The organism is Kitasatospora sp. NPDC023120, assembly GCF_055560835.1.
In genome coordinates this window covers 158,141-179,033 of the sequence record NZ_JBVHHY010000006.1, presented here as the reverse complement: position 1 = coordinate 179,033, position 20,893 = coordinate 158,141, and the positions used below count along the sequence as shown (strand labels likewise).

Genomic DNA, 20,893 nt, shown 5'->3' with positions numbered 1-20,893 from the left:
TGAGCAGTACGACGCGGAGACGCTGTTCCAGCTGGGTTGGCAGATGCGGGGAGCCCGGACGGGGGAGTCCGGTGGGTGAGCGCTGCTCAGCCGGTGGCGGCACCGGTCGGCCAGTAGCCGGGGACCGGGGGCTGCTGCCGGGGGACGTTGAACTGCTCGCCGGGGGCGGTCCAGAAGCCCTCGCGCAGGGAGAGCGCCATGCCGGCCCAGTCGAGAGCGGTCTCCACCGTGTGGTTGAGGGCCTCCTGCGACCAGGTGTCGTCGAAGACCAGCGGCAGGACGGGGGCGACCTGCTCGATGGTGGCGATCAGCGGGTTGTGGGTGATGGCCTCGTCGACGAGGAGGACGATCGGCTTCCGCAGCGCCGACGCCCACCCGAGCTCCAGGCTCACGCCGGCCGAGAGCGGCGCTCCCACGTAGGCGAACACGAGGTCCGCGGACTGCAGGGCGCGGAAGTCGGACGGAACGCGGGGCTCCGGTGCGCGGCCGGAGATGGTCCAGGCGTCACTGTGGTGCGCGCTGTACACGGCGGCACCGCTGCGGAGCAGGGTGGTGCGGAGCGTCGTCAGCCGCGTCCGGCTGGCGAGCGTCACCACGCTGTCGGCCGGGCCGGTCAGCCGCATCAGCGGCGCGGCCAGGAACACACGTGCACGCCGACCCTCAGGGGCCTGGCTGTCGTGGTGACGCAGGTAGGGCTCGGTCATGTCGACTCCGGGGAAAGGCCGACCGGTTTAGAAAGTGGCGCCGGCAGGCGTTGAGAGTGGTTGCTGCTTCAAGTTGTCCGGTGCCCTGCTGTGGTGAAATTGACAGTACAGCAACAGAATTGGTGACTGGTGCTGGACTATCGGGGGCGAACTGATCGTCCATCGATGGCCCCTGCCGCGTCCAGGGTTTCCCGGTGTCATGTGGATGCCTGGCAGTGAGATGACGCATCCATCGGGGTGCGGGTGTTGGCAGGGCTCCATGCTCTACGGCAACATGTGCTCGATAAGTTTGTCTTGACCCTGCGTTCGAAGCAGATGACAGAAGGGGCGGGTATGTCTAACTTGTGCCGTTTTGTCCGTAAGGCGGTTCTGCCTCTGGTTGTCGGTGCGGCTGCTTTGCTGGGCGGGTGCCTTGTGACCGACCACGTGTACACCACGGCTGATTCGTCGGCCGCTGCCGCTGTCTCTCTCCAGGACGACATCAGCTGGGGCTAGCCGCCGCGCCAGGCGGCTTTGATCCGGTCCGCCCTTTGAATGGGCCCGGCCGCGATCAATGGATTTGCACGCGTATGACTTTCGTGAATTGCGGACGAGCGCCGGTCTGACGCGCTGTTGGCGCGGGCGCGGCTCTACCGCTGCGCCCCGCCTGCGGCTTCGGCGCGCGCGAGCGCATACCCGAGTTGGAACAGCGAGTCCACATTGTGCTCTTCGCGCATCTCGGCGATGTGGCGCGCAAGGGTGCGTTCGCTGATCCCCAGGCGTCGTGCGATGACTCTGTGGTTGGTTCCTGCCAGCAACAGGTCGATGATTGTCTGGCGAAGTCGCGAGACCACTTGCTGGGGGACGGTGCGATCTCCGTCGAAGTCGAGGGCGCGACTCCAGCTCGGTTCGAAGACCTGTTCGGCAAGAAAGCTTGCCACTGCGGGTTCGTGAATGAAGGCCGCCATGTTCAAGTCGTGCGTGACGGGGATGACGGCAATTTTCCGGTCTATGACGATGAGTCGGGTGTAGGGCTCGTCGAGAGTTCTGTACTGCCCGCCCGCCTTGGCCAGTCGTGCTACGTAGTCTCGAGTGGGCTGGTGGTAGCGAGTGCTGGCGTGGTAGATCGTCCGTATCTCCGTGCCGTTGCTCAGCATGGCGAGGTCCCGGTCGATGACTGATGCCAGGAGCTCAGGAGGCCTCGGGCCGCCGGGCTGAAGCGCCAGGGCTTCTTCTGCGCCCGCATCGGCGTACTGCTGCATCTTCTGATTTATCAGCACCTTCCCATGCACATACTCAATGGAGCCGCCGCCCTGTTCGGGCGTGTGAAACTCCTGGGCGAGTTCACTCAATTCAGCGGGTAGGGAGACGGATCGCGAAAGAAGGTCGAGTGCCTGCCGCTGCCATGCGCTGCTGAGGCTCTCCGAGAGCCGGGTCGGGTCGATGGCGACCAGGACGCCCGGCGTATCGGCGTCCGGGACCAGAAGCCCTATTCTGATCAGCTCTTCCAGCGGATCGGACTCGTCCGATCCGGCGGCGTCCTGCGGTGTACAGCCACCGGCCCTGATGATTCGCAAGAAGAGCGCACGAGCTTCTGCCGAGAGTATGGGTGCCCCATTCGTGATGGGGCCGAGTTGAGCTCGTCCACTCATGTCGGCTCCTTGTCGTCCACCCGAACCAGCCGGGACCTGTTCCCCAGATCCTAGGACGCGAGTCCATTACTGACGATGCGATCGCCGGCCTCCCCCCGCGCCAGGTCGACACTCTCTCACCAACACCGAGCCGCCGGCACCCCCCGGACAGGAGGGGGCCGGCGGCGGGCCGGGTGGGTGGGTCAGCGCTTGGGGCGCCAGACGACGAGGGCGCTGGACTGGGGTGTGGGGGGCTGGTAGGGGACGAGGTCGCGGCGGTAGGAGGCGTGGACGGCGGCCTCGCGCTGCTGGAGGGCGGTGGCGGCGCCTTCCAGGGAGTCGACCAGTTCGGCGATCCGGGACTGGAGGGCGGTGACCTGGTTCTCCAGCTCGATGATCCGCTTGATGCCCGCCAGGTTGATGCCCTCGTCCTGGGAGAGCCGCTGGACGTCGCGCAGCTGCTGGATGTCGCGGGCGGAGTAGCGGCGGCCGCGGCCGGCGGTGCGGTCGGGGCAGACCAGGCCGAGACGGTCGTACTGGCGGAGGGTCTGCGGGTGCAGGCCGGAGAGTTCGGCGGCCACGGAGATGACGTACACCGGAGTGTCCTCGGTGAGGACGTACGCCGGCGGGGCCGTGGGGGCCCGGCGGGTGCGGCGGGTGCCGTCGCCGGGCAGGCCCTCGCCGATGCCGGGGCCGATCGGGCTGTCGGGATCGACCGGGTTCATCGGGTTCATCGGGGACATCTGGTCGTCACGCTCCCTTCGCCGCCCGGAAGAGGGCTGCTCGCGGATCGTCGGAGACGGTGGCCTCGCGGTACTGCTCGAGGGCGTTCAGCGCGTCGCCGGTGACGTGCTGGGGGACGACGACCTCGACGGTGACGAGGAGGTCGCCGCGGGTGCCGTCCTTGCGGGTGGCGCCCTTGCCGCGGGCACGCATGGTGAGACCGTTGGCGCTGCCCGGGGGCAGCTTGAGCTTGACGGCGGGGCCGCCGAGGGTGGGTACCTCGATGGTGGCGCCGAGCGCCGCCTCGGGGAAGGTGACCGGGACGGTGACGGTGAGGTTGTCGCCCTTGCGGCCGAACACCGGGTGCGGGTCGACGTGCACCGTGACGTAGAGGTCGCCGGGCTGGCCGCCGCGTTCGCCCTGGGCGCCCTTGCCCTTGAGCCGGATGCGCTGGTCGGCCTGGACGCCGGCCGGGATGCGGACCTGCATGGTGCGGGCCGAGCTGGCGCGGCCGCTGCCGTGGCAGTCGGTGCACGGGTCGTCGACGATCATGCCCCGGCCGCGGCAGTCCTTGCACGGCTCGGAGAGCGCGAAGGCGCCCTGGCCGCGGCTGACGGTGCCCGCGCCGACGCAGGTGGGACAGACCCGGGGGGTGGTGCCGGACTTGGCGCCGGTGCCGTTGCAGCTGCGGCAGGGGGCCTGGCTGGTCATCCGCAGCGGGACGGTCGCACCGTCGACGGCCTCCTCGAAGGAGAGCGTCACCTCGGTCTCGACGTCGGCGCCGCGCCGGGGCTGGGCCTGCCGGGTGCCGCCGCGGTTGAAGAGGCCGCCGAAGACGTCGCCGAGCCCTCCGCTGCCGCCACCGCCCTGGTTGCCGCTGAAGAGGTCACCGAAGTCGAAGCTGTAGCTGCCGGTGCCGCCGGGACCGCCACCGGCCCGGAAGCCGCCGTTGGCGAAGAGGCTGCGGGCCTCGTCGTACTCCTTGCGGCGCTTCTCGTCGGAGAGGACGTCGTACGCCTCGGAGATGTCCTTGAACCGCTCCTCGGCCTTGGCGTCACCCTTGTTGGCGTCGGGGTGGAACTCGCGCGCGAGCTTGCGGTACGTCTTCTTGATCTCGGTGGCGGTGGCGTCCTTGGGCACGCCGAGGACCTTGTAGTAGTCCTTCTCCACGTAGTCCTTGCCACTCACGGCTCGCGCCACCTCCCGATGTCCATCGTCACTGTGCTGTCAACAGCAGCCGAAAGAAGAGCCGTTGACAGCGCGCTGCGGAGCCGGCCGCCGTACTGGCCGGCGTACGACTCCGCAGCGCACTGGGTGTCAGCTGTCACAGGTTGTCAGCTGTCCGAGCCACCGTCGGACTTGTCCGCGTCGCCGGACTCGGCGTCGGCGTCCGGGGCGGCGACCGTCTGGGTGCCCGGCTGGGGCTCCGCGACGGCGACCATCGCCGGGCGGATGATCCGCTCGCCGATGCGGTAGCCGGGCTGCAGGATCTGCACGCAGGTGTCCTCGGTGACGTCCGAGGAGTAGCTGTGCATCAGCGCCTCGTGCATGGTCGGGTCGAAGGGCTCGCCCTCCTTGCCGAACTGCTGCAGGCCCAGCTTGGCGACGACCGTCTCCAGCGACTCGGCGACGGACTTGAAGCCGCCCGTGACCTCGCCGTGCTCGCGGGCGCGGCCGATGTCGTCCAGGACGGGGATCAGGGACTCCAGGATGTTGGAGACCGCGATCTCGCGGACGGTCAGCCGGTCGCGCTCGACCCGCTTGCGGTAGTTCTGGTACTCGGCCTGCAGGCGCTGCAGGTCCGCGGTGCGCTCGGCCAGCTCGCGCTTGGCGCCGGCGAGCTCCTCCGAGGAGCCCTCGGCGGCACCGGCCGCCGCGGCCTCCTCGGCGGCCTTGATCACGGCCTCCTCGGCGGCGGAGTCGTCGCCGGGCTTGCCGCCCTGCGGCTTGTCCGTCATGCCGACGCACCACCCTTGGGCTTCTCGTCGTCCACGATCTCGGCGTCGACGACGTCGTCGTCCTTGGCCTGGGTGGACTCGCCGGCCGCGGCGGCACCGGCACCGGCGGCGTCGGCGTTGGCGTACAGCGCCTGGCCGAGCTTCTGGGCGGTGGTGGAGACCTTCTCCGAGGCCTCGCGGATCTTCGCGATGTCCTCGCCCTTCAGGGCCTCCTTGAGCTCGCCGATGGCGGTCTCGACCTCGGTCTTGACGTCGGCCGGGAGCTTGTCCGCGTTGTCGGCGATGAACTTCTCGGTCGAGTAGACGAGCTGCTCGGCGGAGTTGCGGGTCTCGACGGCCTCGCGGCGCTTGTGGTCGTCCTCGGCGTACTGCTCGGCCTCGCGGCGCATGCGGTCGACCTCGTCCTTCGGCAGCGAGGAGCCGCCGGTGACGGTCATCTTCTGCTCCTTGCCGGTGCCGAGGTCCTTCGCGCCGACGTGCATGATGCCGTTGGCGTCGATGTCGAAGGTGACCTCGATCTGGGGCAGGCCGCGCGGCGCCGGCGGGAGGCCGGTCAGCTCGAACATGCCGAGCTTCTTGTTGTACGCGGCGATCTCGCGCTCACCCTGGTAGACCTGGATCTGCACGGACGGCTGGTTGTCCTCGGCCGTGGTGAAGATCTCGGAGCGCTTGGTCGGGATCGTGGTGTTGCGCTCGATCAGCTTGGTCATGATGCCGCCCTTGGTCTCGATGCCGAGGGACAGCGGGGTGACGTCCAGCAGCAGGACGTCCTTGACCTCACCCTTGAGGACACCGGCCTGGAGCGCGGCGCCGATGGCGACGACCTCGTCCGGGTTGACGCCCTTGTTGGCGTCCTGGCCGCCGGTCAGCTCCTTGACGAGCTCGGCGACGGCCGGCATGCGGGTGGAGCCACCGACCAGGACGACGTGGTCGATCTCGGAGAGCGAGATGCCGGCGTCCTTGATCACGTTGTGGAACGGGACCTTGCAGCGCTCGAGCAGGTCGGCGGTGAGCTGCTGGAACTGGGCGCGGGTGAGCTTCTCGTCCAGGTGCAGCGGGCCCTCGGCGGAGGCCGTGATGTACGGCAGGTTGATCGAGGTCTCGGAGGACGAGGACAGCTCGATCTTGGCCTTCTCGGCGGCCTCACGCAGACGCTGGAGGGCCATCTTGTCCTTGGACAGGTCGACGCCGTGGCCGGACTGGAAGACCTTGACCAGGTGGTCGACGACGCGCTGGTCCCAGTCGTCACCACCGAGGTGGTTGTCACCGTTGGTGGCCTTCACCTCGACGACCCCGTCGCCGATCTCCAGCAGGGAGACGTCGAAGGTGCCGCCGCCGAGGTCGAAGACCAGGATGGTCTGGTCGTCCTTGTCGAGGCCGTACGCGAGCGCGGCCGCGGTGGGCTCGTTGACGATGCGCAGGACGTTGAGGCCCGCGATCTCACCGGCCTCCTTGGTGGCCTGGCGCTCGGAGTCGTTGAAGTACGCCGGGACGGTGATGACGGCGTCGGTGACGGTCTCGCCCAGGTACGCCTCGGCGTCGCGCTTCAGCTTCTGCAGCACGAAGGCCGAGATCTGCTGGGGGTTGAAGTCCTTGCCGTCGATGTTGATCTTCCACCCGGTGCCCATGTGGCGCTTGACCGAGCGGATGGTGCGGTCGACGTTGGTGACCGCCTGGCGCTTGGCCACCTCGCCGACCAGGACCTCGCCGTTCTTCGCGAAGGCGACGACGGACGGCGTGGTCCGCGCGCCCTCGGCGTTCGTGATGACGGTGGGCTCGCCACCCTCGAGAACGCTGACGACCGAGTTCGTCGTGCCGAGGTCGATGCCGACCGCGCGTGCCATCGTAGATACCTCCACGGAAGAGTTGAGCTTTACGGGCTCAAGGATGCATGACCCGATGGGCGGCGTCAACAGCCCTGAGTGTGAGGCGCTCAACTTTGCTGAGCCGTTCGCCTGGACCCCCGGGAAGCCCTTGGCCGAACCGGGTGTCGTGGCGGCCCGTGGCGGGGGTGGGGTCACGTGACTGCCGCCATAGCTTGGGAAGCTTCTGGAGGACTGTTGCGGACCGGTAATGTCCGGGCCGTCGGCCCGGCAAGTTACCGACCAGTACACTCAAGTCGACAACCGTAGAACCGCAGAGACTGCTCAACCGCAAGCCGCAGGAGACGGAGAGCGATGCAACTAGCAGCGATCGTCATCTCGCTGGTCACCTTCGTGATCGGCACCGCGCTCGCCCTCCGTGCGGCGTGGCACATCTTCAGGGTGGTGCTGGCCGGCGCGCCGGACTCCACCCGCTTCGGGAAGCCCGCCCAGCGGGTGAAGACCGTCGCGGTCGAGTTCATCGGCCACACCAGGATGAACCGCTGGGGGATCGTGGGCATCGCCCACTGGTTCGTCGCGGTCGGCTTCTTCAGCCTGGTGCTGACCATCGTCAACGCGATGGGTCAGCTCTTCGACGCCGAGTGGGAACTGCCGATCATCGGCCACTGGATGATCTGGCAGCTCTTCGTCGAGCTCGTCGGCACCCTCACCACGCTGGGCATCGCGACCCTCATCGTGATCCGGCTGATGAGCCTGCCGTCGCGCTCCGGCCGCAAGTCCCGCTTCGCCGGCTCGATCGCCTGGCAGGCCTTCTACGTCGAGTACACGATCCTCGGCATCGGCCTGTGCATCCTGATGCTGCGCGCGCTGGAGGGCGCCCTGAAGGGCGTCGACTCGTACGGTCCGGAGCACCTGGTCTCGTACCCGATCGTCTCCGCGCTCAGCGGGCTGTCGCACGGCACGCTGGTGAACCTGGTCTACCTGTTCGCGATGCTGAAGATCTGCATCTCGTTCGCCTGGGCGATCACCATCGGCATCAACCCCTCGATGGGTGTGGCCTGGCACCGGTTCCTCGGCTTCTTCAACATCTACTTCAAGCGCGAGGAGGACGGCGGCACCGCGCTCGGCGGGCTCCGTCCGATGACCAGCAAGGGTCAGCCGATCGACTTCGAGGACCCGGCCGACGACGCCGTCTTCGGCGTCTCCCAGGTCGAGCACTTCTCCTGGAAGGGCATCCTCGACTTCTCCACCTGCACCGAGTGCGGTCGCTGCCAGTCGCAGTGCCCGGCCTGGAACACCGGCAAGCCGCTCTCGCCGAAGCTGCTGATCATGAGCCTGCGCGAGCACGCCTACGGCAAGGCGCCGTACCTGCTGGCCGGCGGCGGCAAGGACATGGAGGGCAACGAGCAGGCCACCTCCGAGCAGCTCGCGGACGTCCCGGCGGCCGCGCTGGCCGAGGCCGAGCGCCCGCTGATCGGCACCGCCGAGGAGAACGGCGTCATCGACCCGGACGTGCTGTGGTCCTGCACCACCTGCGGCGCCTGCGTCGAGCAGTGCCCGGTGGACATCGAGCACATCGACCACATCGTCGACATGCGCCGCTACCAGGTGATGATCGAGAGCAACTTCCCGACCGAGGCCGGGACGATGCTCAAGAACCTGGAGAACAAGGGCAACCCGTGGGGCCTGGCCACCAAGGCGCGCCTGGACTGGGTCAAGGAGCTCAAGAAGGAGACCGGCATCGAGGTGCCGGTGATCGGTGAGGACATCGACCCCGCCGAGGTCGAGTACCTCTACTGGGTCGGCTGCGCCGGCGCCCTCGAGGACCGCGCCAAGAAGACCACCAAGGCCTTCGCCGAGCTGCTGCACACCGCGGGCGTGAAGTTCGCGATCCTCGGCAAGGAGGAGACCTGCACCGGTGACTCCCCGCGCCGCCTGGGCAACGAGTTCCTGTTCCAGATGCTCGGCGCGCAGAACGTCGAGACGCTGAACGCCGCGCTGGAGGACGCCCCGACCAAGCGGATCGTGGCCACCTGCCCGCACTGCTTCAACACCATCGCCAACGAGTACCCGCAGCTCGGCGGGCACTTCGAGGTGATCCACCACACCCAGCTGCTGCAGCACCTGATCGACGAGGGCAAGCTCGTCCCGGTCAACCCGGTCGAGGGCCTGATCACCTACCACGACCCCTGCTACCTGGGCCGCCACAACAAGGTCTACAGCCCGCCGCGCGAGATCATGGACAAGGTCCCCGGTCTGCGCCAGCAGGAGATGCACCGCCACAAGGAGCGCGGCTTCTGCTGCGGCGCCGGCGGCGCCCGGATGTGGATGGAGGAGCGCATCGGCAAGCGGATCAACACCGAGCGCGTGGACGAGGCGCTGTCGCTCAACCCGGACATCGTCTCCACCGCCTGCCCGTTCTGCCTGGTGATGCTCTCCGACTCGGTCAACGGCAAGAAGAACGAGGGCGCGGCCAAGGAGAACCTGAAGGTGGTCGACGTGGCCCAGCTGCTGCTGGACTCGGTCAAGGCCACCCCGCCGGCCGAGGCCGAGGAGCAGCCGGCGACGGTGGACGCGTAGCCGTCCGCTGCCCGACAGCCCCGCTGTTCGACAGTTCTGCTACAACTGCCCGGCCCGGTGGACGCCGTCAACGCGCCCACCGGGCCGGGCTTTTGGGCCGATGAGATGGCACGCGGCGGCGGTGCCGGCGGAACCGGAGTGACGTCCGTCGCACAGGGGCCGGACGGGCATTCGGTTGGAAGGAAATACAGTAGGCGCCGACCGGCTCCGAGCCGGTCGGCCCGTTCCGGACGGAAGACCGGACGGGTGCCGACCCGCGCCGGCCGGACGGACGGGGCGGAACACCGACGGAAGGATCGGCCCGCCGGGCCGGGCCGCAGAGACCACAAGGGGAACAGCGCAGACCATGACCGAGGCGATCATGCTGGTCGGTGGTAAGGGCACGCGACTGCGTCCGCTGACCACCCACACCCCCAAGCCCATGCTGCCGGTGGCAGGCGTCCCGTTCATCGCGCACCAGCTGGCCCGCGCGGCCGCCGCCGGTGTCACCCGCGTCGTGCTGGCCACCTCGTACCTCGCCGAGGTGTTCGAGGACCACTTCCAGGACGGCACCCCGTACGGCATCGAGCTGGTCTACCTGACCGAGCGCGAGCCGCTGGGCACCGGCGGGGCGATCCGCAACGCCGCCTCCGGGCTGACCTGCGGCCCCGACGAGCCGGTCCTGGTCTTCAACGGCGACATCCTCTCCGGCGTCGACATCGCCGGCCTGCGCGACGGCCACGTGGCCGCCGGGGCCGACGTCACCCTGCACCTCACCCGGGTCGAGGACCCGCGCGCCTTCGGCCTCGTCCCGACCGACGAGAACGGGCGGGTGCTGGAGTTCCTGGAGAAGCCGGAGACCCCGGAGCAGATCGTCACCGACCAGATCAACGCCGGCTGCTACGTCTTCACCCGGTCCGTGATCGACCGCATCCCGGCCGGCCGCGAGGTCTCCGTCGAGCGCGAGACCTTCCCCGAGCTGCTGGCCACCGGCGCCCTGCTGCGCGGCGTGGTCGACACCTCGTACTGGCTGGACCTCGGCACCCCGGCCGCCTTCGTCCGCGGCTCGGCCGACCTGGTGCTCGGCAAGGTCGACTCCCCGGCCGTCCCCGGCCCGACCGGCGAGGCCCTGCTGCTGCCCGGCGCCACCGTCCACCCGGACGCGGTGCTCAGCGGCGGCACCGTGGTCGCCGAGGACGCGGTGGTCGAGGCCGGCGCGATCGTCGAGGGCAGCGTGATCCTGCCGGGCGCGGTGATCGGCCCGGACGCCCTGGTCAAGGACTCGATCGTGGGCGCCTACGGGAGCGTCGGCGACCGCTCGGCGCTGGACGGCGCGGTGATCGGCGACGGCGCGATCGTGGAGTCGGACAACGAGCTGCCGAACGGCATCCGGATCGCCTGCGGCACGCTGCTGCCGGTCGGCGCCGTCCGCACCTCGGCCGGCCCGGGCGGCTGCCCGGCCGGCACCAGCGCGGCGGCGGCCGTGCACGGTCCTTCGGTCACCGCGCAGCGGTAGCGCCGGCCCGGGTCTCCGGTCCGTCCGCCGAGCCGCCGGGCGGCTTTCGGCCCCGTTCGTCTCAGCCTGGCTGCAAACCGGCCCCGGCTTCGTTCGGGGCCGACGCGGGTTGGGCCGGACGGGTACCTTCAGAGCGTGGCTGGTAATCGATACGACAGCGGTCAGGGCGCCGACCGCCCGCACGGCGGGTGGTCGGCCCCTCCACCGCCGCCGGCGCCCGAGGGGTACGGGCAGACGGACGGGCCGGAGTACTTCACGGCCCCGCACCCGCGCGCCGCGGGCGGGCCCGGGGGGACGGCCGGCGACGGGCACGACCCGTACGCCGCCGACCGGCCGGGGAACACCCGCGCGTTCCCGACGGGCGACCCGTACGCGGGCGGCGGCCGACAGGGGTACTACGACCAGGGGCAGCACCCGGACCAGGGCCAGTACGGGCAGTACCCGCCGTACGGGCAGCAGCAGCCGTACGAGCAGCCGCAGTACGAGCAGCCGCAGTACGAGCACCAGCCGTACGAGCAGCCGCCGCAGGCGCCGTACGGGCAGGACAACGTCGCCGTCTACCGGGCCGGTGGCCAGTCCTCCCCGCACGTGGCCGGCCCCCGGCCGCACTGGCGCGAGCTGTTCGTCGGCCTCTTCCGCAGCCCGACCGCGATGTTCGACCGCACCCGCGACCACCAGGTCTGGCTGCCCGCCCTCACCGTCTCGCTGCTGTACGGCGCGCTCGCGGTGCTCGGCATCGGGCTGACCCACGACGACATCGTCAACTCCACCTTCACCGTGGCGCTGACCGGCATCCTCGCCGCCGCCCTCGGCTTCACCGTGGCCGGCGCGCTGTTCGGCGCGGTCACCTACGGGCTCGCCCGCCAGCTGGGCGGCGACGGCCCGTGGAAGTCGACCGTCGGCCTGGCCGCGCTGATCGGCTGGCTGACCGACGCGCCCCGGCTGCTGCTCGACCTGGTGCTGCCCTCCGGCAGCGCCGTCGTCCAGGTCGTCGGCTGGGCGACCTGGGCGCTCTGCGCGTTCCTGCTGACCAGCATGGTCCGGCGGCTGCACGACCTGCCCTGGGGCAAGGCCGCCGCCGCCGCGGCGCTGCAACTGCTCGCGCTGCTGGTGCTGATCAAGCTGCCGACGCTGGGCTGACGGGCGAAGGGCAGAATGGGGGACGGGCCGCGGCCGAGCGCCGGGGCCCGTCCACCCTCTTCGTCCCACGTCCACCGGAGCCAGGCATGACCCTCCCCACCACCCACGTCAGCTTCCCGGCCGGGGCGGTGACCGGCGAGTCCCCGGTGCTCGCGGTGCACCCGCTGGCCGACGGCCGGTACGCCGTCGTGACCGAGGCGACCCCGTTCCACCCGCTCGACCACACCTGGCCCGACCAGCCGGCCGACCACGGCACCCTGACCGTGGACGGCGCCGAGCTGGCCGTGGTCGACTGCCTGACCGGTGCCGTCGGCCCGGAGGGCGACGCGCTGCTGGTCGGCGCCGACATCCCGGTCCGGCGCGGCGACGAGGAGTGGTCCTGGCTGGTCCTGCACGTCCTCGCCACCGACCCCGGCGACATCGTCGGCCGCACCGCCGCGCTCGCCGTCGACGCCGAGCGCCGGGGCGCCCTCAGCGCCTCGCACAGCGGCTGCCACCTGCTCGCCCTCGCCCTGAACGCCGCGCTCGCCCCGCGCTGGCGCAAGGACCCCGGCCGCTCGGACGCGTTCGGCAACCCGGACTTCGACAGCCTTGCCATGGCGAGCTCGGTGATGGACACCGAGGCCAGCACCGACACCTACCGTCTCGGCAAGTCGCTCAAGAAGAAGGGCTTCACGGCGGACGCCACCGAGGAGTTCCCCGCCCTGGCCGACGCCCTGCCCGCCCTCACCGAGGACGTCAACGCCCGGCTCGCCGCCTGGGTCGCGGCCGACGCCCCGGTCCGCATCGAGGTGCCCGGCCCCGAGCTCACCGCCCGCCGCCAGTGGCACTGCGAACTGCCCGAGGGTGGCGCGCAGATCTTCTGCGGCGGCACCCACCTGCACCACCTCGGCGAGCTGGCCGAGCTGCGCACCGAGCTGCGGCTGTCCGAGGACGGCACCGAGCTGATCGCCGTCACCAGCCCCAAGCGGGCCTGAAGCCCCGAGCGGGCCTGAAACGCCGCGGGCGGGCCTGGAGCCCCGAGCGGGCCTGAAACGCCGCGGGCGGCCACCCCTCCTCGGTGGAGGGGTGGCCGCCCGTCTGCGTGCGGCTCCGCGGCTCTTGCGGGTCAGACCTCGCTGCGGTGGAAGTTCAGGTACGAGCGGGACGGCGTCGGGCCGCGCTGGCCCTGGTAGCGCGAGCCGTAGCGCTCCGAGCCGTACGGGTGCTCCGACGGGGAGGAGAGGCGGAACATGCAGAGCTGCCCGATCTTCATGCCGGGGTACAGCTTGATCGGCAGCGTCGCGACGTTCGACAGCTCCAGCGTCACGTGACCGCTGAAGCCGGGGTCGATGAAGCCCGCCGTGGAGTGGGTGAGCAGGCCGAGACGGCCCAGGCTCGACTTGCCCTCCAGCCGGGAGGCCACGTCCTCGGGCAGCGTGATGACCTCGTACGTCGAGGCCAGCACGAACTCGCCCGGGTGCAGGATGAACGCCTCGTCGCCCTCCGGCTCGACCAGCCGGGTCAGGTCCGGCTGCTCCTCGGAGGGGTCGATGTGCGGGTACTTGTGGTTCTCGAACACGCGGAAGAAGCGGTCGAGGCGAACGTCGATACTCGACGGCTGGATCATCGCCGGGTCGAACGGGTCGATGACGACCCGGCCCAGGTCGATTTCGGTCCGGATGTCCTTGTCAGAGAGCAGCACGCTTCGAGGTTACGTGCAAGAAAGGGCCCCGGACGAATCCGCCCGGGGCCCGTCTGCCCGTCCGACCCCCGTCAGGCCAGGAACTCCGCGGCCTCCAGCCGCATCGCCCGCGCCAGTTGTGGCTCCGACAGCTCCCGCACGTCGGCCAGCACCGAACTCCGCAGCCGTCCGCACTGCGGACAGCGGATCAACCGCCCGGGGCCGAGCCGGCCCGGACCGAGGTTCTGCATCGGGAACGTGGTGGTGCTGAACAGGTGCCCCTCGGCACAACGAACGACGGCGCGCTGCTCCATCGATCCCCTTCCCATCCCTAACCCAGTACTCACCCGTACTCACGCACCCCGGCGGCCGAGCCCCGGGACAGCGTCACATTAGGGGATGTTCCGGACATTCCTCACCGTGGCTCGCCGCCCCGACCCCACCCCACCGGAGCACTCGTACGCGGCCCACACAGTACGCCTCCACCACCGCCCCCACCCCGCTCCGCCGCGCCCCGAACCCCTCGTGCAACCACGGTCTCGAATGGGGTACAGTGACACTGGATCGAGCGGTCTCTGACGGCTCATCAGGCGGGCGTAGTTTAATGGTAGAACATGAGCTTCCCAAGCTTAGAGCGCGAGTTCGATTCTCGTCGCCCGCTCCAGCAGTAAAGGCCCAGCTCAGGGGCATGATCCCCGAGCCGGGCCTTTTGCGTTTCTGGGCTTCCGTGCCCCCTGCGTGTCTCTACGGTTGGTCGGGCGGTGTCGCGCCCCGGCCGAGAGCATCGTTGATCGCGGTGTCCATGCCGTCCGCGATCTTCTTGTCCCGCTCGCTGGTCGCGTGCTGGTAGATCAGCGCGGCCCGGACGGAAGCATGCCCCATGCGGGCCATCAGCTCCTTGAGGCTGGCCCCGGTGGCGGCGGCCAGGTTGTTGCCGGTGTGCCGGAGGTCGTAGAAGCGGAAGCCCGGCATGCCTGCCTTCGCGCGAGCCTTCCGCCAGATTCGCCCGAAGGTGGTCCGGCGGAACGGGGCGCCCTTCTCGCCGACGAACAGCAGACCCTCATCACCCTTCTCCGCGAACAGCTCCAGGTGCAGCCGGATATCTGGCAGGACGGCGGCCGGGATGGTCACGACGCGCTTGCCCGCTTCGGACTTGGTGTCTCCGAGCGCCCGCCGGCCGGTGTTGAGTTCGGGGGCCGCGAGCCGGACGCGGACCGTACCGGCCACGAGGTCGATGTCCTTGCGCCGCAGCTCGGCCAGTTCCTCCGGGCGGAGCGTCGTGAAAGCGGCGAGCAGAACCATGGCGCGCCAGCGCAGCCCCACGAACTCGGCCAGCTCGTAGACCTTCTCGATGCTGGCGACCCCGCGCTCCTCGGCCGACTCCTTGCCCGCACCCTTGATCCGGCACGGGTTCCGGCGGATCAGCTCGTCATCGGTCGCGGTTGCCATGACGGACTTGAGCAGGCGGTACGCCTTCGCGGCCGTGGTGTGCTTGCCGGTGGCCCGGAGTTCGGCCCGCCAGGCACGGACGAGCGGAGGCGTGATCTCGTCCAGGTCGAGGGCGCCGAAGGTCGGTTCCAGGTGCAGCCGCAGCAGCCGGCGGTACAGCTCCAGGGTGGTCGGCATCAGGCCGCGCTCCGTGATCCAGGCGTCGGCGTACTTGGCGAAGTTGACCGCTCCGGCGCCGGGGTCGCGCCAGTCCTTCTTGCGGATGCTGGTCTGCATCTCGGCCAGCCAGTCGTCCGCGTCGGTCTTGGTCTCGAAGGTCTCGGGCGCCGGCCGAAGGATGCCGGTCGGGTCGAGGTACCGGGCCTGGAAGCGGCCGGAAGGGAGCTTGCGGATCCGGCCGAACTGCCGTCGCTTGCTTGCCACTTAGGCCACCGCCCGCAGTCGACGGGACCGAGGCTGCACGGTGTTTGTGGCCACATACTCGGCCAGGGCCGCTTCCGTGATGCGGACGTGGCGTCCGACCTTGACGAAGGCGATCCGGCGTTCGGCGACGAGGCGTCGAGGGAACCGTTCCCCGCTGGTCTCCCAGGTGCCGAGGCGTTCGGCGACTTCCTTGACCGTCAGCAGGCGGTCCATACGTGTTCCCCCTCTTCTCGCGCGAGTTGTGCGCGCATCTCCTGTCGGTCGGTGGTGTGTCGTTCGTGCAGGTCCCGGGCGATCGAAGCAGCAAGCATCGACTCACCCGGGGAGTTCCCGGCGCCGGCGAAGGCCCAGTGGGCGACCACCAGCGTCTCCGCCTCGGGCAGGTCGTCCAGGTCCGGCAGCCCTTGGGCTAGCAGGCGTTCCCGGAGCTCGGCGCGGGCCTGATCGGCGCGGTAGTCGGCGCGGACCTGCCGCAGGGCGCCGAGCGTGGTCGAGTACGTAGGGGACTTGGAGGAGAAGTGGCCCCGGAAGCCGAGCATGTGCGACCAGTGCGCGAGCAGGCGGCCGGGGTAGTGCTGGTCCAGGTCCCAGCAGGCTTCGATCAGGCGCCGGGTGTGGGTGGGCAGGTCGTGCCGGTCGAGTTCGTGGCGCTCCAGGATGCGGCGGTCCACGGTCTCGGTCGTCTCGGCGGACTTGGTGGCGTACTTGGCGATGTAGGAGGCGACTGCCCGCTCCGTGATCTCCCCGTCGGCGAAGGCGCCGATCGGTCGGACGTCGACCTGCGTGCCCCACTCCAGGACGCGGGCGGGCTGGTCGCCCCCGGCGGCGATGGGGAGACCGGCACGGCGGGCGGCGGCCCGGATTGCGGAGTCCAGAAGGGCGACGGTTGCCCAGGCGGGCGGGGGTGTGTCGGGGCCGGCGGGTCCGTCGATGCGGATGACGGCGTGGAAGTGGACGGCGCCCCGGCGCTGGTACTCGGCGACCTTACCGAAGGAGATCTTCGCCTGCTCCTTGAACTCGTACTGGTAGAGCCCGGCCATCTTCGCCATGGTCCGGAAGAGGTAGACGGTGAAGCGGCGCCACAGGTCGGGGGCGTGGTTGTTCCACAGCACCGCGTGCCCGTACTCGTACTTCGCCGGATCGAGCGGCGTCCCGAGCAGCGGAGAGTCGGCGGGGTGGGTGTGGCCGCAGCGGCAGGTGCCCTTGTCGGGGCGGTTGTGGACCGGGCCGAAGCTGGGAGCGGTGAGGGTGGCGAAGACCCGGGGGTGGGAGCGCACCGTGGCCGGGACGCCCTTGGCGGTGTCTCCCGCGAGACCGGCGCGGATCAGGTGGAAGGTGTCCGCCGAGTAGGTGCGGGCACAGGAGGGGCAGCGGGAGGCCCGGCGGTTGCCGCAGGCGACCTTGAGACGTCCACCGGGTTCGTGGTCGGTGGAGTAGCGGTGCCAGACGGCGCCGGTCGGGGCGTGGGTGAGGGTGCGGAAGCCCTTGAGGTGCATCGGATTGGCACAGCCGCCGGTGCGACGGATCTGGTCGGTGAGCCGGGGCAGGTCGCCCCGGGAAGCCAGGCGGGCGAGGTCGGCGAGGGCCAGACGGTCGCGCTCCGAGTGGGTGGTCGGCGTCATGCGGCCACCGCCAGCGGCAGGTGGGCGGGCTCCAGGACCGAACGGAGAGCCGCTTCGGCGAGGCCGGGCGGGACGGCGTTGCCGATCTGCTCGAACTGCTTGGTCCTGGAACCGGTCCACGGGTAGTCGGGGGCGAAGTCCTGGAGGACGGAGGCTTCGGGGACGCTGAGCCTGCGGACCGGTGTGCCGTTGTCGTCCAGCCAGGACACGTTGTTCTTCGAGTAGCTGAACAGGAGGGTAGGGGCGGGCGCGGTGGCGGGTCGGCGGCTGGCGGCGGGGCGGGTGCCGACTCGAAGCGACCACGAGCGGGAGCGGCCGGTCAGGGCCCAGGCCGGGCCGTCGGTGGGGAAGTGGTTGCCCCCGCTGGTGTGCTTCCCGCGGGTGACGACGTCGCCGATGGCGATGTCGAGGGCGTCGGCCATGGTGGTCCAGGCGGCGCGGCCGGGGCCGAAGAGGCTTTCGGGCTCGGGCGCCTGGGCGTGGGTGGCTTCGGGCGGGGAGACCTGGTGTTGCGTGGAGGCAAGGAGGAAGGCTCGGCGGCGGGTCTGGGGGATGCCGTAGTCGGCTGCGTTGAGGACACCGACCCAGGTCGAGTAGCCGATGCGGTGCAGGATGCGGGCCATGTGGGCGAAGAGGGGTTCCACCGAGGGGACCTCTTCGAGGGCGATCCAGTCGGGGCGGACGTCGAGGGCATACCGCAGGGGTTCGACAGCGAGAAGCGACTTCGCGTCCGTGCAGGCGCCTCGAAGAGCGGTTCGGGTGTCGTGACCGGCGGCGAGGTCGTCAAGGCCCTGGTGGCAGAGCGCGATGTCGTCGGCTCCGGCGCCGAGCCCAGCCGTGCTGTAGGGCTGGCAGGGGGCGGAGCCGATCAGGCCGGAGACCTTTCCGACGAGCGGGGTGGTCGGGTAGGCGGCGACATCCGTGCGGATGGTGCGGTGGCTGGCGGCGGCGCGGGTGGCGCAGGCGGCGGCGTCGATCTCAAGGCCGACGTCGGTGTGTCCGAGGCGGCGCAGACCTTCGGACCAGCCGCCGGGGCCGGCGAACAGGTCGATGATGTGGCGGTTCAAGGCGGTCTCCCTCAGTGGGGAGGCCCCGGGACGGGCCAGCGGCACCAGGTCCCGGGGCCGGGCTGGTCAGGACGGGTTGGCGGGTTTCTGGTGGCGGTCGGTCCACTGCTCGGCGCAGACCTTGTGGACGGGCTTGCCACGGTCGGAGCGCAGGTTGGTGGGCTTGTCGCAGACGCCGCAGGGGGCGGGCTTGGGGGCCCAGTGCTGGGAGTCGCGCCAATCGAGGAGGGCCATCGGTCAGGCCGCCTTCGCGGTGGCGAGCGGGCGGGTGACGGTGCCGGCGCCGTTGCAGGTGGGGCAGGTGACCGGGACGGTGGCGCGGGATCCGTTGCGGAGGCGGACGCCGGTGGCGATGGCGACGGCGGCGAAGCCGGAGCAGTTCGGGCAGATCCGGTTCGGGGCGTGGCTGTGCTGCGGCATGATGGTGGTCTCCTTCGTGGGCTTCGGTTCGGGACGGGGTTGCGGCCTCGGGGCGGCGGGATGCTTGGTGGCGTGTTGCCGCCCCGGGGCCGGTCTTCGAATCAGCGGCGGCGGGTCGTGCGGCCGTCGCGCTTGTGCGCGTACATGTCCCGGTCGGCGGAGGCGAGCGCGTCCGTGAGCGAGACGACCGGCAGCTCGGAGACGGGGCAGATGCCCACCGAGGCGGAGGCCGGGAGCGAGAAGCCGGCGTACGGGACCGGCTGGTTGAGGGCCGCGCGGAGTTCCAGCAGCCGTGCGGGGGCGTCCAGGGCGACGACGGCGAACTCGTCCCCGCCGAGGCGGGCGGCGATGCCGGTACGGCCGCACCAGGCGGACAGACGAGCGGCGGTCGCGGTGATGACCGCGTCTCCGGCCGCGTGGCCGTAGGTGTCGTTGGTCGCCTTGAAGTCGTCCAGGTCGATCAGCAGCACCGAGACGCGGTCCGGGCGGTGGTGGGTCAGCCGGTGGGCACGGGTGGTGAAGCCGTCGCGGGTGTGGAGCCCGGTGAGCGGGTCGCGGCGGGCGGTGGCGAGACGCTGGCTCAGCCAGAGGCTGTGGGTGGTCCATCCGATCAGCGGCACAGCGGCGGCGAAGGCCGTGGGGAGATCCATGTGGTCCTCCATGACGGGCAGGCGTGGATGGGGGTCGCGATCTCCGGGGCGGCGGGATGCTGGTGGCGTGTTGGCCGTCCCCGGGGAGGTCAGAGGCCGAGTCGTTGGGCGCGGGCGGCGGCCTGGTCGAGGAGCTGGTGAATGTCGCCCTGGCGGGTGGTGGGGCGGTCGTTGTACTCGTCCGGGGAGCGCACGGGGCGGCCGGTGGAGTGCAGGATCTCCATCACCTGGACGCGGGCGGTGGTGACGGTGGCCGGGGTGCCGTAGCCGTGGGCGAGGACGGCGGTTTGAGCGCCGAGGAGGCAGACGCGGCCAGCGGAGTCCCACATGGCGCCCTGGAGCCAGCCGAAGGCGCCGATGTAGCGGGAGGTGAGACGGAGGTGGCCGGCGGCGCTCACCGGCACCGGGCGGGCCGGGCGGTGGGTGATCCGGTCGAGGAGCGTGAGCCGGGGCACCGGGTAGCCGGCGTCCCAGGGCTGGACGGTGGAGCCGAGCGGCGAGACGTACGGGACGGCGATGCGGGCCGGGGCGGGCAGGGAGGCCAGGTATGCCTCGATCTCGGCGACGAGGCCGGAGCCGTCCACGGTGACCAACGGCGGCAGGCGAACGATGGTCTTCATCCTCAACTCTCCTTTGCAGCTTGCTACTTGGTGGTCTTGTTGACGACGGACACGCCGTCGCGGGTCGTGTTGTCAATCAGCGGGGCGGCGGAGGTGTCGGCGAGGTAGAAGCCGAGGAGGACGAGCGCGGCGACCACCCACCAGCGCAGCCGGAGGTGCCGGACGATGAGCCACGCGACGATCGCGAGGACGACGATGAACGGCAACTGGATGTTCACCAGGCGGGCCTTTCAGGCGAGTTCGGCGACGAGAGCCGAGGCAAGTGGGTCCTTGACGCCGAGGAGAGCGCGGAGCGCGGCGGCGTCGATCGGGGTGCCGGTGCGGGCGCGATGGTCGTCGGCGACCTTGCGGGCGTGGTCGAGCAGGAACGCCGGGATCGCAGGTGCCGGGGCCGGATCGATGACCGGGGTCGGCGCCGGGGCGGGAGCCGGTTCGATCGCCGGGGCGGTGGCAGGCGATTCCACGGGCGCAGGCTCGATGACCGTCTCGATGACCGGCGCGGCGGCTGGGACGTAGAGCGGCTGGGTGTCGGTTTCGGTGTCGTCCGATTCGAGTTCCGCGACCGGGGTTTCGTCGGCAGGTGCGTCGGTCGAGTGGGCCAGGAGGGTGCCGCCGAGGAACGCGGCGGCGGGCCAGCCGGCGACCAGGACGCGGAGCCAGGCCGGGGCATTGCCGAGGTCGAGCAGTCCGGCGGTGCCGACATTGGCGCCGAGCGAGGCCGCAAGGGCGATGACGAACCAGCACCAGGCGAGTCGGCGGGCGGTCCCGGAGCGCATCCGACGCCAGGCGGCGACGAGCAGGAGGTCGACGGACACCGGGTAGGCCCAGGACTTCCAGCCAGCCTGTCCAGCGGCTTCGGCGAGGTCGTGGAGGTGGGCGAAGGAGAGTGCGGCGGCGATCACCGCTTGCGCGAGTACGGCGTCCAGCTTGGGGAGTCGGCGCATGG

At 70.6% G+C, this 20,893-nt stretch carries 21 protein-coding genes, 1 tRNA gene and 1 pseudogene; 5 read left to right on the top strand and 18 right to left on the bottom strand.

Translation table 11 applies throughout. From position 1 onward, the window contains the following. Positions 1–86 precede the first annotated feature (86 nt). The 6 genes from ACZ3TI_RS11285 to dnaK form a co-directional block, all read right to left on the bottom strand. The gene (locus tag ACZ3TI_RS11285) at positions 87–704 is read right to left on the bottom strand and encodes a TIR domain-containing protein (RefSeq protein WP_051709310.1); all 618 of its coding nucleotides are present in this window, start codon (positions 702–704) and stop codon (positions 87–89) included. Between the two features lie 629 nt (positions 705–1,333). Then, a complete protein-coding gene (locus ACZ3TI_RS11280) occupies positions 1,334–2,335 on the bottom strand; it encodes a helix-turn-helix domain-containing protein (protein ID WP_465725800.1) in 1,002 nt (333 codons plus the stop codon). Between the two features lie 182 nt (positions 2,336–2,517). Continuing rightward, complete coding sequence (locus tag ACZ3TI_RS11275; RefSeq protein ID WP_465725798.1) at positions 2,518–3,057, bottom strand: heat shock protein transcriptional repressor HspR; 540 nt, start codon at positions 3,055–3,057, stop codon at positions 2,518–2,520. Between the two features lie 7 nt (positions 3,058–3,064). Beyond that, positions 3,065–4,225 (bottom strand): molecular chaperone DnaJ, encoded by a 1,161-nt coding sequence (gene dnaJ / locus ACZ3TI_RS11270; protein ID WP_465725796.1) that lies wholly within the window; start codon positions 4,223–4,225, stop codon positions 3,065–3,067. Positions 4,226–4,371: 146 nt separating this feature from the next. After that, on the bottom strand, positions 4,372–4,995 hold the full coding sequence (gene grpE / locus ACZ3TI_RS11265) for a nucleotide exchange factor GrpE (RefSeq protein ID WP_465725794.1): 624 nt from the start codon (positions 4,993–4,995) through the stop codon (positions 4,372–4,374). Beyond that, complete coding sequence (gene dnaK, locus ACZ3TI_RS11260; protein ID WP_465725792.1) at positions 4,992–6,839, bottom strand: molecular chaperone DnaK; 1,848 nt, start codon at positions 6,837–6,839, stop codon at positions 4,992–4,994. The genes grpE and dnaK overlap by 4 nt, the downstream gene beginning before the upstream one ends. Before the next feature lie 333 nt (positions 6,840–7,172). On the opposite strand from dnaK, the gene ACZ3TI_RS11255 reads away from it, so the two are divergent. The 4 genes and pseudogenes from ACZ3TI_RS11255 (at position 7,173) to ACZ3TI_RS11240 (ending at position 13,010) form a co-directional block, all read left to right on the top strand. Continuing rightward, on the top strand, positions 7,173–9,398 hold the full coding sequence (locus tag ACZ3TI_RS11255) for a (Fe-S)-binding protein (protein ID WP_465725790.1): 2,226 nt from the start codon (positions 7,173–7,175) through the stop codon (positions 9,396–9,398). 346 nt (positions 9,399–9,744) lie between these two features. Continuing rightward, positions 9,745–10,818 (top strand): annotated as a pseudogene (manB, locus tag ACZ3TI_RS11250) (mannose-1-phosphate guanylyltransferase); the annotation flags it as partial. Between the two features lie 210 nt (positions 10,819–11,028). Beyond that, positions 11,029–12,033, top strand: a complete 1,005-nt coding sequence (locus ACZ3TI_RS11245; RefSeq protein WP_465725788.1) for a Yip1 family protein — start codon at positions 11,029–11,031, stop codon at positions 12,031–12,033. A gap of 86 nt (positions 12,034–12,119) precedes the next feature. Beyond that, positions 12,120–13,010 (top strand): alanyl-tRNA editing protein, encoded by an 891-nt coding sequence (locus ACZ3TI_RS11240; protein WP_465725786.1) that lies wholly within the window; start codon positions 12,120–12,122, stop codon positions 13,008–13,010. A gap of 131 nt (positions 13,011–13,141) precedes the next feature. Here the strand turns inward: ACZ3TI_RS11240 and dcd are convergent, their stop codons facing one another. Continuing rightward, a complete protein-coding gene (dcd, locus tag ACZ3TI_RS11235) occupies positions 13,142–13,717 on the bottom strand; it encodes a dCTP deaminase (protein WP_465725784.1) in 576 nt (191 codons plus the stop codon). 71 nt (positions 13,718–13,788) lie between these two features. Continuing rightward, the gene (locus ACZ3TI_RS11230; RefSeq protein WP_174315667.1) at positions 13,789–14,010 is read right to left on the bottom strand and encodes a hypothetical protein; all 222 of its coding nucleotides are present in this window, start codon (positions 14,008–14,010) and stop codon (positions 13,789–13,791) included. Between the two features lie 276 nt (positions 14,011–14,286). On the opposite strand from ACZ3TI_RS11230, the gene ACZ3TI_RS11225 reads away from it, so the two are divergent. Then, positions 14,287–14,360 (top strand) — tRNA-Gly (locus ACZ3TI_RS11225). An 80-nt stretch (positions 14,361–14,440) separates the two neighbouring features. Here the strand turns inward: ACZ3TI_RS11225 and ACZ3TI_RS11220 are convergent. The 10 genes from ACZ3TI_RS11220 to ACZ3TI_RS11175 all read right to left on the bottom strand — a co-directional run bounded on the left by ACZ3TI_RS11220 (position 14,441) and on the right by ACZ3TI_RS11175 (position 20,891). After that, positions 14,441–15,568: a tyrosine-type recombinase/integrase gene (locus ACZ3TI_RS11220; protein ID WP_465725781.1), complete on the bottom strand. Its 1,128-nt coding sequence runs from the start codon at positions 15,566–15,568 to the stop codon at positions 14,441–14,443. Then, entirely contained in the window at positions 15,569–15,781 is a 213-nt protein-coding gene (locus tag ACZ3TI_RS11215; protein ID WP_465725779.1) for an excisionase family DNA-binding protein, read from the bottom strand. Next, positions 15,766–17,190, bottom strand: a complete 1,425-nt coding sequence (repSA, locus tag ACZ3TI_RS11210; RefSeq protein ID WP_465725777.1) for a replication initiator protein RepSA — start codon at positions 17,188–17,190, stop codon at positions 15,766–15,768. The genes ACZ3TI_RS11215 and repSA overlap by 16 nt, the downstream gene beginning before the upstream one ends. Next, entirely contained in the window at positions 17,187–18,257 is a 1,071-nt protein-coding gene (locus tag ACZ3TI_RS11205; RefSeq protein ID WP_465725775.1) for a DNA cytosine methyltransferase, read from the bottom strand. Before ACZ3TI_RS11205 ends, repSA begins: the two co-directional genes overlap by 4 nt. 66 nt (positions 18,258–18,323) lie before the next feature. Continuing rightward, positions 18,324–18,491: a hypothetical protein gene (locus ACZ3TI_RS11200; RefSeq protein WP_465725773.1), complete on the bottom strand. Its 168-nt coding sequence runs from the start codon at positions 18,489–18,491 to the stop codon at positions 18,324–18,326. A gap of 3 nt (positions 18,492–18,494) precedes the next feature. Continuing rightward, on the bottom strand, positions 18,495–18,677 hold the full coding sequence (locus ACZ3TI_RS11195; protein ID WP_465725771.1) for a hypothetical protein: 183 nt from the start codon (positions 18,675–18,677) through the stop codon (positions 18,495–18,497). A gap of 101 nt (positions 18,678–18,778) precedes the next feature. After that, positions 18,779–19,327: a GGDEF domain-containing protein gene (locus ACZ3TI_RS11190; RefSeq protein WP_465725769.1), complete on the bottom strand. Its 549-nt coding sequence runs from the start codon at positions 19,325–19,327 to the stop codon at positions 18,779–18,781. A gap of 89 nt (positions 19,328–19,416) precedes the next feature. Next, the gene (locus ACZ3TI_RS11185) at positions 19,417–19,947 is read right to left on the bottom strand and encodes a DUF6197 family protein (protein WP_465725767.1); all 531 of its coding nucleotides are present in this window, start codon (positions 19,945–19,947) and stop codon (positions 19,417–19,419) included. A 23-nt stretch (positions 19,948–19,970) separates the two neighbouring features. Beyond that, on the bottom strand, positions 19,971–20,165 hold the full coding sequence (locus ACZ3TI_RS11180) for a hypothetical protein (protein ID WP_465725766.1): 195 nt from the start codon (positions 20,163–20,165) through the stop codon (positions 19,971–19,973). Positions 20,166–20,177: 12 nt separating this feature from the next. Further along, positions 20,178–20,891 carry a DUF2637 domain-containing protein gene (locus ACZ3TI_RS11175; protein WP_465725764.1) on the bottom strand — a complete coding sequence of 238 codons (714 nt, stop codon included), beginning with the start codon at positions 20,889–20,891 and terminating at the stop codon, positions 20,178–20,180. Positions 20,892–20,893: the final 2 nt, after the last annotated feature.